The organism is Streptomyces sp. NBC_01408 (assembly GCF_026340255.1).
Lineage (GTDB): Bacteria > Actinomycetota > Actinomycetes > Streptomycetales > Streptomycetaceae > Streptomyces.
In genome coordinates, this window is sequence record NZ_JAPEPJ010000001.1 from 946,851 (window position 1) to 958,567 (window position 11,717).

Annotated in this window: 12 protein-coding genes; 5 read left to right on the forward strand and 7 right to left on the reverse strand. The window is 72.2% G+C overall.

Annotated elements, in window-relative coordinates:
* Positions 1 to 5 precede the first annotated feature (5 nt).
* On the reverse strand, positions 6 to 365 hold the full coding sequence (locus tag OG447_RS04390) for an NADH-quinone oxidoreductase subunit A (protein WP_031145920.1): 360 nt from the start codon (positions 363 to 365) through the stop codon (positions 6 to 8).
* Positions 366 to 1,149: 784 nt separating this feature from the next.
* Between OG447_RS04390 and OG447_RS04395 the strand changes: the two genes are divergently transcribed.
* Positions 1,150 to 2,016 (forward strand): C40 family peptidase, encoded by an 867-nt coding sequence (locus tag OG447_RS04395; protein ID WP_266934956.1) that lies wholly within the window; start codon positions 1,150 to 1,152, stop codon positions 2,014 to 2,016.
* A gap of 153 nt (positions 2,017 to 2,169) precedes the next feature.
* Positions 2,170 to 2,460 (forward strand): hypothetical protein, encoded by a 291-nt coding sequence (locus OG447_RS04400; protein ID WP_266934957.1) that lies wholly within the window; start codon positions 2,170 to 2,172, stop codon positions 2,458 to 2,460.
* A 131-nt stretch (positions 2,461 to 2,591) separates the two neighbouring features.
* Here the strand turns inward: OG447_RS04400 and OG447_RS04405 are convergent, their stop codons facing one another.
* The gene (locus OG447_RS04405; protein WP_266934958.1) at positions 2,592 to 3,875 is read right to left on the reverse strand and encodes a geranylgeranyl reductase family protein; all 1,284 of its coding nucleotides are present in this window, start codon (positions 3,873 to 3,875) and stop codon (positions 2,592 to 2,594) included.
* Positions 3,876 to 3,973: 98 nt separating this feature from the next.
* Here OG447_RS04405 and OG447_RS04410 point away from each other — a divergent pair, with 98 nt between their 5' ends.
* A complete protein-coding gene (locus OG447_RS04410; protein WP_266934959.1) occupies positions 3,974 to 4,537 on the forward strand; it encodes a GNAT family N-acetyltransferase in 564 nt (187 codons plus the stop codon).
* A 74-nt stretch (positions 4,538 to 4,611) separates the two neighbouring features.
* Here OG447_RS04410 and OG447_RS04415 read toward each other — a convergent pair whose 3' ends face one another.
* On the reverse strand, positions 4,612 to 5,541 hold the full coding sequence (locus OG447_RS04415) for a glutaminase (protein ID WP_266934960.1): 930 nt from the start codon (positions 5,539 to 5,541) through the stop codon (positions 4,612 to 4,614).
* Positions 5,542 to 5,546: 5 nt separating this feature from the next.
* Positions 5,547 to 6,239, reverse strand: a complete 693-nt coding sequence (locus OG447_RS04420) for a demethylmenaquinone methyltransferase (protein WP_266934961.1) — start codon at positions 6,237 to 6,239, stop codon at positions 5,547 to 5,549.
* 277 nt (positions 6,240 to 6,516) lie between these two features.
* Between OG447_RS04420 and OG447_RS04425 the strand changes: the two genes are divergently transcribed.
* A complete protein-coding gene (locus OG447_RS04425; RefSeq protein ID WP_266934962.1) occupies positions 6,517 to 7,434 on the forward strand; it encodes a DUF3152 domain-containing protein in 918 nt (305 codons plus the stop codon).
* Positions 7,435 to 7,553: 119 nt separating this feature from the next.
* Positions 7,554 to 7,874, forward strand: coding sequence for a response regulator transcription factor (locus tag OG447_RS04430; RefSeq protein ID WP_266934963.1), 321 nt, complete (start codon positions 7,554 to 7,556; stop codon positions 7,872 to 7,874).
* On the opposite strand, the gene OG447_RS04435 is transcribed toward OG447_RS04430, so the two are convergent.
* The 3 genes from OG447_RS04435 to OG447_RS04445 all read right to left on the reverse strand — a co-directional run bounded on the left by OG447_RS04435 (position 7,840) and on the right by OG447_RS04445 (position 11,560).
* Positions 7,840 to 8,484 (reverse strand): hypothetical protein, encoded by a 645-nt coding sequence (locus OG447_RS04435; protein ID WP_266934964.1) that lies wholly within the window; start codon positions 8,482 to 8,484, stop codon positions 7,840 to 7,842. The two genes, OG447_RS04430 and OG447_RS04435, sit on opposite strands and share 35 nt — an antisense overlap.
* Before the next feature lie 7 nt (positions 8,485 to 8,491).
* Positions 8,492 to 9,691, reverse strand: coding sequence for a cyclic dehypoxanthinyl futalosine synthase (gene mqnC / locus OG447_RS04440; protein ID WP_266934965.1), 1,200 nt, complete (start codon positions 9,689 to 9,691; stop codon positions 8,492 to 8,494).
* Positions 9,692 to 9,766: 75 nt separating this feature from the next.
* Positions 9,767 to 11,560: a serine/threonine-protein kinase gene (locus OG447_RS04445; protein ID WP_266934966.1), complete on the reverse strand. Its 1,794-nt coding sequence runs from the start codon at positions 11,558 to 11,560 to the stop codon at positions 9,767 to 9,769.
* Positions 11,561 to 11,717 lie beyond the last annotated feature (157 nt).

Here is an 11,717-nt window from a genome sequence, read left to right on the forward strand (position 1 = left end):
GCCCCTCAGTCCCATTCCAGGCCGCCGCGGCGCCACACGTAGGCGTAGGCGACGAAGACGGTGAGCACGAAGAGCAGCATCTCGACGAGCCCGAAGATCCCCAGGGAGTCGAAGGTGACGGCCCAGGGGTAAAGGAAGACGACCTCGATATCGAAGATGATGAAGAGCATCGCCGTCAGGTAGTACTTGATGGGGAAGCGGCCGCCGCCGGCCGGCATCGGAGTCGGCTCGATGCCGCACTCATACGCTTCAAGCTTTGCCCGGTTGTACCGTTTTGGACCGATCAGCGTGGCCATGACCACGGAGAAGATCGCAAACCCTGCGCCGAGGGCGCCGAGCACGAGGATGGGCGCGTACGCATTCACGCTCCTCGCTCCTTCCAGTCGTCCTTGACCGTTGGACCGCTGCGCCGGCGTCGAACGCTTCCATGTGAGGCAGTTCACAAGCCGGACTGCTGCGCATCCTATGCCTGCTCCTCTGTGATCTGCGACACGGGTAGCAACAACGAGTTTGTGATCTCCACCACCTGACGAACGATCATGAAGTCCGATGAGTGGTGATCTTCATACGCGAAGCAGCCACATGATCACCAAAGGTGACATCCGACCCCGTTACCGCAGGTAGGAAGCGTGCCGCCCTATCAAACGATGGCCAGCACAGGCAAATTGGCGAGAGCCGCACGCCGCGTGGTAAGGGAATCCGCGTCGCCCGGTTGAGGGAGGGCGCGCATGCGGAGGTGGACGCGGGGCAGAGGAGGGGTGCGGCGGCCGCCCGCGTGTGCGTCCGTTCACGAACCCCCGCGCACGCCTCCGGCCGGCCCGCCCCCCGGTTTCCCGACGACCTCTTCACAACGGGATCACGGACGGGCCACAGCGTCCGCACAGCGTGACGCAAATGTGACCTGCGTCACTCGGAATCACCGCTACCGAAAGCGGGCTTGGCCATCTGTCCAGCGGGATGGTAGGCCGAGGATCAATCGGGACTTATTGCGGAAACCCCATGATCACAGCCTTGTGAAGGCCTGTCCGTTTCGCCCGATACGGCGTCAATGAGCGGCGCGGCACGCCCGGTTAGCCCCCTTCGCGCACAACTGTGGCGCAACCCACGTTTCTTGAAGGGAACCCGGACCCCCTGATAGCGGTTGTACTCATGTCCCACACCGCTCACATACCCAGCCACCGGAAGCCCCGCCGCAGCGCCTCGAAGCTCGCGGTCCGCGCCGGAGTTGCCGGTGGCGTCCTCAGCACCCTGGCGATGGCCGGCACGGCGAGCGCGTCCCCGTCCGAGCCCGTGGCCGAGACGACGCTCGAAATGCCGGTCCTCGACGTCGACCTGGCCGCCGAGGTCTCCTCCGCCGTCACCACCGCCGCCGAGAACACCCGCGCGGCCGCCGTCGAGGGCGAACTGACCGCCCAGGAGGAGAGCGCCCGCACCGGCGCCGCCGCCGAGGCGAAGAAGGCCAAGGAAGACGCCCAGCAGAAGGCCGACGCCGAGAAGAAGGCGAAGGACGAGGAAGCCCGCAAGGCCGAGGCCGAGCGCGCCAACCGCAGCACCGCGCGCGCCTCGCTGAGCACCAAGTCCGCCGACTCCACGGGCTCGACCGGCTCGACCGGCTCCTCCGCCACCCCGAGCAAGTCCGGCACCGTCACCGCCCCGGCCACCGGCTCCGCCGCGGCCATCGTGAACTTCGCCCGCGCCCAGGTCGGCAAGGCGTACGTCATGGGCAGCACCGGCCCGTCCTCGTACGACTGCTCCGGCCTCGTGCAGGCCGCCTACCGCCAGGCCGGCGTCACCCTGCCACGCGTCTCGGGTGCCCAGTCCTCGATGGGCACCTCGGTCTCGCTGAGCAACCTCCAGCCGGGCGACATCCTGTACTGGGGCAGCCGCAGCAACTCGTACCACGTCGCCATCTACGTAGGCGGCGGCAAGTTCATCGGCGCGCAGAACCCCAGCACCGGCATCGTCGAGCGCACCATGGACTACGACAAGCCGTCGGGCGCCGTCCGCATCCTCTGAGCCCCGCTCGGACCCCAGCACGGCCGAAGGGCCGGTACTCCCCCGCTCGGGGGTGGAGTACCGGCCCTTCGGCCTGCCGTGCGCGAGCGGCCGGGGCCCTGCGAAGATGACCGCGGCGCGCCTTGACCGTTCGACACCTGGAGGTGGTGGTCCATGAGCGCAATGCCGTACGGGGACCACGGCGCCGGCGACCGCGCAGCCGACCCCACCGCCACCCCCGCCGCGCTCGGCCTGGGCCTGCTGGCCGCGGGAGGCTGGCTGCTGACCACCGCCCGCCCGTGGCACGGGCCCGGCCACCCGCTGACCCTGGGGCTCGGCTGGGCCGCCTCGGGGGCCCTGCTGCTGTGCGGGCTGGTGCTGGTGGCCCGCTGCGTGCGGGCCGTGCACGCCGGGGACGCGGCGGAAGCGGACGAAGCCGGTGAACCCGGCGAAGCGGACGGCTGACACCGCCCGGTCCGGATGCCACGGACGCCGGGCAGCCCGAAACGGCGCGCGGGCCGACCGAACCGGCGCGTGCGAAGACCGAACCGGCGCGCGGGCCGGCTGGAGTCGCCGGCCCGCGCGGGGCGGGTCGCTCAGGCCTTCGGGGCCACCTTCGAGAGGCCGTTGATGATGCGGTCCATGGCGTCGCCGCCCGTCGGGTCGGTCAGGTTCGCCAGCATCTTCAGCGTGAACCTCATCAGCACCGGGTGCGTCAGGCCTCGCTGCGCGGCGATCTTCATGACCTTCGGGTTGCCGATCAGCTTCACGAAGGCGCGGCCCAGCGTGTAGTAGCCGCCGTACGTCTCCTTGAGCACCTTCGGGTAGGAGTGCAGGGCCAGTTCGCGCTGGGCCGGGGTGGACCGGGCGTGGGCCTGCACGATGACCTCGGCCGCGATCTGGCCCGACTCCATGGCGTAGGCGATGCCCTCGCCGTTGAACGGGTTGACGAGCCCGCCCGCGTCGCCGACCAGCAGCAGGCCCTTGGTGTAGTGCGGCTGCCGGTTGAAGGCCATCGGCAGGGCCGCGCCGCGGATCGGCTGCGTCATGTTCTCGGGGGTGTAGCCCCAGTCCTCCGGCATGGACGCGCACCAGGCCTTGAGGACCTCGCGCCAGTCCAGCTCCTTGAAGGCGGAGGAGGAGTTGAGGATGCCCAGGCCGACGTTGGACGTTCCGTCGCCCATGCCGAAGATCCAGCCGTAGCCGGGCAGCAGCCGGTCCTGCGCGCCGCGCCGGTCCCACAGCTCCAGCCAGGACTCCAGGTAGTCGTCGTCGTGCCGGGGCGAGGTGAAGTACGTGCGGACGGCGACGCCCATCGGGCGGTCCTCGCGCCGGTGCAGGCCCATGGCGAGGGACAGCCGGGAGGAGTTGCCGTCGGCCGCGACGACCAGCGGGGCGCTGAAGGTGACCGGGGTCTTCTCCTCGCCCACCTTCGCGTGCACTCCGGTGATGTGCCCGGTGCGCGGGTCGCGGACGGGCTCGCCGACGTTGCAGCGCTCGTACAGCCGCGCGCCGGCCTTCTGCGCCTGCCGGGCCAGGGTCTCGTCGAAGTCGTCGCGCTTGCGCACGAGTCCGTAGTCCGGGAAGGAGGCCAGTTCGGGCCAGTCCAGCTGGAGCCGCTGCCCGCCGCCGATGATCCGAAGGCCCTTGTTGCGCAGCCAGCCGGCCTCTTCGGAGATGTCGATGCCCATCGCCACCAACTGCTTGGTGGCGCGCGGGGTCAGTCCGTCACCGCAGACCTTCTCGCGCGGGAACGCCGTCTTCTCCAGCAGCAGTACGTCGAGTCCGGCTTTGGCGAGGTAGTACGCGGTGGTCGCGCCCGCGGGCCCGGCACCGACGACGATCACGTCCGCGGAGTGTTCGGAGAGGGGCTCGGTCACGGCTGGGTCTCCCGAAGGCTCGATATAGGGTGCCAGGCGGCACCGGACATGTGCAGTCTATGCAGCGAGAGAGATCGCGATCAGAAGGGTGTCCCCCGTTGACCAACTCGACCAGCTCGCCCACCTCACCCCCGCCCGCGCCCGGCTCTCCGACCCGGCCGCTCCCCGCCGTTCAGCTCCGCGTGCCCACGGACGAGGACGCGCACGCCTGGCACAGCGTCTTCGACGACCCCGACGTCATGGAGTTCCTGGGCGGGCCGGCGGAGCTGTCCGCGTACGAGGAGTTCACCGCCCGCCAGCGCATGCACGACGCGCAGCTCGGCTACTGCCTGTGGACCCTGCTCGACGCGGAAGGCGAGGTCATCGGCTTCACCGGGGCCCAGCCCTGGCCCGCGGACAAGGACTGGGGGCCCGTCGGAGAGATCGAGATCGGCTGGCGGCTGGGCCGCGAGCACTGGGGCCAGGGGTACGCGTACGCCGCTGCACTGGCCACGCTGGAGCGGGCCCGCGCGGCCGGTGTCCCGCACGTGGTGGCGATGATCGACGCCCGCAACGCCCGGTCCGTCGCGGTGGCGGAGCGGCTCGGGATGGAGCTGGCCCAGGAGTTCACCACGCCCCGTGGCAACCCGGCCCGGCGGTACGCCCTCTCCCTGCGGGGCTAGGGGGTGACCGGGCTCGGGCCTCGCCGGCGCTTGAGGCGCGGTCGCGGAGCGCCCTAGGGCGAGCCGAGCCCGCGTCAGAAGACCGAAAGGCCCGTCAGGGTCGTGAAGCGGTCGAGGGCGGCGACGCCCGCGACCGAGTTGCCCCGGGCGTCCAGGCCCGGGCTCCACACCGCCAGAACGCACTGGCCCGGGACGACCGCGACGATCCCGCCGCCCACTCCGCTCTTGCCGGGCAGCCCGACGCGGTAGGCGAACTCGCCTGCCGCGTCGTACGTCCCGCAGGTCAGCATGACCGCGTTGATCTGCTTGGCCTCGCTGCGCGTCAGCAGCCGCGAGCCGTCGGCCCGCAGCCCGTGCCGGGCCAGGAAGCGTCCGGCGCGGGCCAGGTCGGCGCAGCTCATCTCGATGGAGCACTGCCAGAAGTAGTGCTCCAGCAGGGCCGGCACCGGGTTGTCGATGTTCCCGTACGAGGCCATGAAGTGCGCGACGGCGGCGTTGCGGTCCCCGTGCTCCTGTTCGGAGGCCGCCACCTCGGCGTCGAAGGCCAGCTCCGGGTTCTGGCTCTCCTCCCGCAGGAAGCCGAGCAGTTCGCTGCTGGCGTCGCCGGTCAGGGTCTGGAGCCGGTCGGTGACCACGAGGGCGCCCGCGTTGATGAACGGGTTGCGCGGGATGCCGTTCTCGTACTCCAGCTGCACGAGCGAGTTGAAGGGGTTGCCCGACGGCTCCCGGCCGACCCGCTCCCACAGGCTGTCCCCGCCCTCGGCCAGGGCGAGGGCGAGCGCGAAGACCTTGGTGACGGACTGGACGGAGAAGGGGACCTGCCAGTCCCCCACCCCGAAGACGTTCCCGTCGAGGTCGGCGATGGCCATGCCGAACTGGCGCGGGTCCACGGACGCGAGCGCCGGAATGTACTCGGCCGGGGTGCCGCTGCCCACCAGCGGGGCCACGTCGGCCGCGATGCGCTCCAGTAGTACCGCGTAGTCCCAGGGTTCGGTGTCGGTCACGGCGGTCAGGCCTTGGTGCCCCGGTGCAGGGCGACGATGCCGCCGCTCAGGTTGCGCCAGGCGACCTTGGACCAGCCGGCCTTCGCCAGCAGCCCGGCGAGCGCGGGCTGGTCGGGCCACTCGCGGATGGACTCGGCGAGGTAGACGTACGCGTCGGGGTTGGAGGAGACCGCGCGGGCCACGGGCGGCAGGGCCCGCATCAGGTACTCCGTGTAGACGGTGCGGAACGGCGCCCAGGTGGGCTGCGAGAACTCGCAGATGACGACCTGGCCGCCGGGCTTGGTCACCCGGTACAGCTCGCGCAGGGCTCCGTCGGTGTCCTGGACGTTGCGCAGTCCGAAGGAGATCGTCACGGTGTCGAAGACGTCGTCCTTGAACGGCAGCTTCGTCGCGTCACCGGCGGTCAGCGGCAGCCACGGGTTGCGCTTCTTGCCCTCGCGGAGCATCCCGAGGGAGAAGTCGCAGGGCACGACGTACGCGCCGGTCGCGGCGAAGGGCAGCGAGGAGGTCGCGGTCCCGGCGGCCAGGTCGAGTACCTGCTGGCCGGGGCGGGCGGCGACCGCCTTGGCGACCTCCTTGCGCCAGAGCCGGGCCTGGCCGAGGGAGAGGACGTCGTTGGTGAGGTCGTAGTTCGCCGCCACCCCGTCGAACATGGAGGCGACTTCGTGCGGCTGCTTGTCCAGGGAAGCGCGGGTCACTGGCGTTGGCCCCTCGGGTTGCGGTGCGGATCGTCGGGTACGTCCCCATCCTCTCAGGCCGGACCCCCGCGCCCGTCGGGGGCTCCACCCCGCCGGTCCGCGGGCCCGCACGGCCCCGGATGCGGCACGGGGCCACTGCACAACTGGCCCGAAGGACAGTTACGCGGGCCCGGTGGAGCCGCGTTGACTGGGCGGTCATGCGGCCCGGTGAGGGTCACCCGCCGGGTCCCGCAGGCTCATGGTCCGGCTGCGGCCGCCACGAACAGAGGGCTTCACGATGCCGGCAGGCCATTCCACCGGTCGCTCCCGTCTCAGCCCGCGCGCCAGGCGCCGGGCTCAGCGGCGCAGGCGGCTGCGGCGGACGATCCTGGGCTCGGCGGCGCTGCTCGCGGTCTCGGCGACCGGCTACGCCCTGGTGCCTTCGCAGGAGACCGCCGCCGTCGCGGGCGGCCGCCCGGCCGGCCCGGCGGACCCGCAGGAAGGCCAGGACACGCCGGACGGCGGCGCGGACCCCGCCCCGCAGGGCGGCAAGCGGTCCCCCGAGCCGGCCCGCTCCTCCACCGCCCCCTCCGCGCAGCCGCCGGCGCCGGCCCCTGCCTCGTCCTCACCCGCCGCCTCCGGATCCTCCGCACCCGCCGGGCCGGGCACCTTCACGGCCTCCGGCGCCTCCGGGCAGCCGCAGGGCAAGGGGACCGCGCGGCGCTGGCGGATCGAGGTCGAGGAGGGCAGCGGCGTCGACCCGGACGGCGCCGCGCGGGAGGTGGAGAAGATCCTGGCCGATCCGCGCGGCTGGACCAGGGACCCGGCGTACGGGTTCCAGCTCGTCGGGGCCGGCCAGCCGGTGGACTTCACCGTCAAGATCGCGACGCCCACGACCACCGACCGGCTCTGCGAGGTGGTCACCCCCGAGCTCGTCGGCGAGACCAACTGCCGGGCCGGACACACGGTCGTGGTGAACCTCAAGCGCTGGAAGGAAGGATCACCGCAGTTCAGCGGCAGCGTGGAGGAGTACCGGGCGCTGATCGTCAACCACGAGGTCGGCCACGAACTGGGCCGCGAGCACGAGACCTGCCCGGGCCCCGGCAAGCCGGCGCCCGCGATGATGCAGCAGATCAAGGGACTGCTCGGATGCAAGTCCAACGCCTGGCCGTTCGACGGGAACGGAACCTATCTGTCGGGCCCGCGCGTCCCTTAGACGAGTGGGCCCGAGGGGCGTCGTCCGCCCGCAGGGCGGGCGGGGAGGCGTCACCTCTCGCTCATCTCAACGGGGAGCCGGGCCGCCCGGGCCCGGCCGGGGGCGAGGAGTGGTAAACCGTGCGCGTCGTCAGCTTCAGCGTCCCGGCGTGGTTCCCGCCCGACGAGGAACCGGCCCGGCCGCGGGCTCCGCGCACGGCCCAGCTCACGGAGCAGGAGTCGGCCGTGTTCCTGTGCCTGGCCACCGGCGCCTCGAACGCGGAACTCGCCGGGGAACTCCAGCTGTCCGTCAGCACGGTCAAGTTCCACGTGGTCAACATCCGGGCCAAGCTGGGCGGGATCAGCCGGCTGCAGGCCTGCCTGCTGGCGGCCCTCGCCCGGGAGTCCGCGGCCGGGGCGCCGCGCCTCAGCGACGGCGGTGGAGCAGCCGGCCCCCGATGACGGTGGCCACGCAGGTGGTGGCGCCCTGCTCCAGCAGCTCCGCCTCGTCCGCCACCGCGAAGACCGCGAAACGGGCCGGCACGCCCGGCTCCAGGACCCCGTGGAAGGCTTGCCCGGCCGCCTCCCGCCCGGCGAACGGATCCAGCGAGGGCAGTCCCTCGTAGGGGGCCGGCGGCAGGATCGTGAGGCCCGAGCGGGTCACCGCCGTCCGCACCGCCGGAACCGTGAAGCGGCCCGTGAGCGCCACCACCCCGCGGGCGAGCAGCTTCTGCGTGCCGCGCCGGGCGCTGTTGCCCCAACGCGACTCGGTCATCTTCAGCGCGTCCAGCTCGGCTTCCCCGCTGATCGGGTCGGCGCCGAGCTCGGTGACCTCGTAGGGGTCGTCCGGGTAGTACGTCCGCTCCAGCAGCGCGTCCGCCCCGCGCACGAGCAGCCCCGGGGTGAGGACCCCGGGCCAGCGGCGGGCCCGGGCGTGCGGGTAGGCGGCGCCGAGGGACTCGTAGGGCCCCACGCGGGCGATCCGGTCGCCCTCGACGAGCACCGCACCGCCGGGCAGCGGTGCGGCCCCCGGCCCGGAGACGAGGAGTTCGGCGGTGTGAAGCGTCAGCACGGCAGGGTCAGTTCGTGGAGATGAGCTTCAGTTCGGGGTGCGCGGTACCGCCTTCGATGGCGGTGGAGGAGATGTGCGAGACCACGCGGTCGTCGGCCGGGTCGTCCGCCGGGTCCTCGTGGACCAGCAGGTGCTCGTACGTCGTCGCGCGCTGCGCCGGGACCCGGCCCGCCTTGCGGATCAGGTCGATGATCTCCTGACGGTTCGACCGGTGCTTCGCACCCGCCGAGGAGACCACGTTCTCCTCCAGCATGATCGAGCCCAGGTCGTCCGCACCGAAGTGCAGGGACAGCTGGCCCGCCTCCTTGCCCACCGTCAGCCACGAACCCTGGATGTGCGCGATGTTGTCCAGGAACAGCCGCGCCACCGCGATCATCCGCAGGTACTCGAAGATCGTCGCCTGCGTACGGCCCTTGAGGTGGTTGTTCTCCGGCTGGTACGTGTACGGGATGAACGCGCGGAAGCCGCCCGTACGGTCCTGGGTGTCCCGGATCATCGCGATGTGCTCGATCCGCTCCGCGTTCGTCTCACCGGTGCCCATCAGCATCGTGGACGTCGACTCCACCCCCAGCCGGTGCGCGATCTCCATGATCTCCAGCCAGCGCTCACCCGACTCCTTGAGCGGGGCGATCGCCTTCCGCGGCCGCTCCGGCAGCAGTTCGGCGCCCGCGCCCGCGAAGGAGTCCAGACCCGCCGCGTGGATCCGGCGGATCGCCTCCTCCGCCGAGACACCCGAGATCTTCGCCATGTGCTCGACCTCGGACGCACCCAGGGAGTGGATCACCAGCTGCGGGAATGCCTTCTTGATGGCGGAGAAGTGGTGCTCGTAGTACTCCACCCCGTACTCCGGGTGGTGCCCGCCCTGGAACATGATCTGCGTGCCGCCCAGCTCCACGGTCTCCGCGCACCGGCGCAGGATGTCGTCGAGATCCCGGGACCAGCCCTTCTTCGTGTCCTTCGGGGCCGCGTAGAAGGCGCAGAACTTGCACGCCGTCACACACACGTTGGTGTAGTTGATGTTCCGCTCGATGATGTACGTCGCGATGTGCTCCGTACCCGCGTAACGACGCCGGCGCACCGCGTCGGCCGCCTGGCCCAACGCGTGCAGAGGTGCATGGCGGTAGAGGTCGAGCGCCTCTTCCCTGGTGATCCGGCCCCCCGCGGCGGCGCGGTCGAGGACTGCCTGGAGAGCGAGCTGGTCGGTCACCGGTGCGTCACCTTTCGGCGGTGTGTCAAGAGGTCCGGACCGATCCAGCCTACGCCAGGGCCCCGGCGGAAGACTTCAGGGGCTGCGGGTCAGATCGCCCTCGGGGTTCCCGGCCGGGCCGTCACCCGACTTGTAGTGCAGGGTCCCGTTCTCGTTGAGGGTGAACCGCTCGTCGGCGGAGCCGTTGGAACAGATGCCGGGGGCCGGGTTGGTGCCGCCCGCGGTGTCCAGGACGAGCGAACGGTCGGTGGCGGAGGCGAGCTTCCAGTCGCCGCTGCAGTCGGTGCCGAAGACGGGGAGGATCGACTTGTCCCGGGCGACGACCTCGCCGACCCTGCCACCCTTGATGGTGATCTCGAACTCGCTGGCCACCCCCATCCGGGCGGTGGTGACGGTGCCCTTCCAGGTGCCGGTGAGCTCCTTGGGGACGTCCTGCCGGGTCCCCTTCGGGGCCTCGCCGCTCGCGCTGCCGCTCGGGGCGCTGCTCGCACTGGCGGACGGGGGCGTGGCACCCGGCACCGGAGCCGAACTGGAGGGCCGCGCACCGCTGTCGGCGAGGTCCCGCCCCTCGTTCCCCGTTCCGGGCAGCAGGCCCATCCCGTACAGCCCGCCGGACAGCCCCGCCAGCACGGCCGCCGAGGCGAGGACGAGGGTGCAGCTGAACCGCCGCCCGGCGGCCGTCAGGCTGACCCTGCGTCCGTCCGCCGGAGACCGCTGCCCGGGCACGCGCCCGTCGGCCGTCTCCGTGGGTACGCCGGGCAGGCCGCCCGGCGTGCCGTACGGCCCCGCCGGCACGGACGGCGCACCGCCCGCGCCGGAGGGCGGTCCGTACGGCCCGTAGGTGCCGTAAGTGCCGCCGCCCTTGCCGAAGGAGGGGTCCGGGGCCCCGAACCCCGGTACGCCCGCCCCCTCGCCGGACGCGGCCTGGCCCCCGTACGAGGGGGTGGTGAAGGGCACCGGGCCCGAAGGGCTCTCCGCGGCCACCACATCCAGGTCGAGCAGGGCCACCGCGGCCCGGCTGGCCTCCTCCACCAGGGCCGAGGGAAGCCAGCCCGGGGCGAGCAGAGCCCCGTCGAGGGCCGCCGCGACCGCCTCCGGGGCGGGGCGGTCCGCGGCGGGCTTGGCCAGGCAGGCCTCGATCAGCTCGCGCAGCGGTCCGGCCGGGACGGCGTCGAGCTCGGGCGGCTCGTGGACCACCTTGTAGAGGAGGGTCGCCGAGTTGTCCCCGGTGAAGGGCGGCCGCCCGGTGGCCGCGAAGGCCAGCACCGCGCCGAGGGAGAACACGTCGGCCGCCCCGGTGACCCCCTTGCCGAGGATCTGCTCGGGCGACATGTAGCCCGGCGAGCCCACCGAGACCCCGGTGGAGGTGAGCGAGGCGGTGCCGTCCGTGGCCCGGGCGATCCCGAAGTCGATCAGGCGGGGCCCGTCCAGGGTGAGCATCACGTTCGACGGCTTCACGTCCCGGTGTACGAGGCCCAGCCCGTGCACCGCGACCAGGGCGCGCGCCAGCCCCGCCCCGATGGCCCGTACGGAGACCTCGGGCAGCGGCCCGTGCCCGGCCAGCGCCCGGTCGAGGGAGGGGCCCGCCACGTACCCGGTGGCCACCCACGGCACCGGAGCCTCGGGGTCCGCGTCCAGCACGGGCGCGGTCCACTCCCCGCCGACCCGCCGGGCGGCCTCCACCTCGCGGCGGAACCGGGCCCGGAACTCCTCGTCGGCGGCGAAGTGCGGGTGCACGATCTTGACGGCGACGGTCCGGCCGCCCTCGCTGCGCCCCAGGTAGACCCGGCCCATCCCGCCCGCGCCGAGCCGGCCGAGCAGCCGGTACGCGCCGATGGTCCGCGGTTCGCCCGCTTCGAGCGGCTGCATCGTGTCCCCCATCCCCGGGATACCGGGCCCCGTCCCGTGCGGCCCGGCCAAGCAGAACCTTAGGGGGTGTCCGGTGGGTCAGGGTCGGATCATGGATGGACGCGATTCCTTTCCGCATTCCCGCCAGGCGAACGGAATACGAAAAGGAAGGGAATTG

Excerpts from the sequence above, each read along its gene's own strand:
- OG447_RS04395 (WP_266934956.1), top strand. The coding sequence starts at position 1,150 with ATGTCCCACACCGCTCACATACCCAGCCACCGGAAGCCCCGCCGCAGC.
- OG447_RS04400 (WP_266934957.1), top strand. The coding sequence starts at position 2,170 with ATGAGCGCAATGCCGTACGGGGACCACGGCGCCGGCGACCGCGCAGCC.
- OG447_RS04425 (WP_266934962.1), top strand. The coding sequence starts at position 6,517 with ATGCCGGCAGGCCATTCCACCGGTCGCTCCCGTCTCAGCCCGCGCGCC.
- OG447_RS04445 (WP_266934966.1), bottom strand. The coding sequence starts at position 11,560 with ATGCAGCCGCTCGAAGCGGGCGAACCGCGGACCATCGGCGCGTACCGG.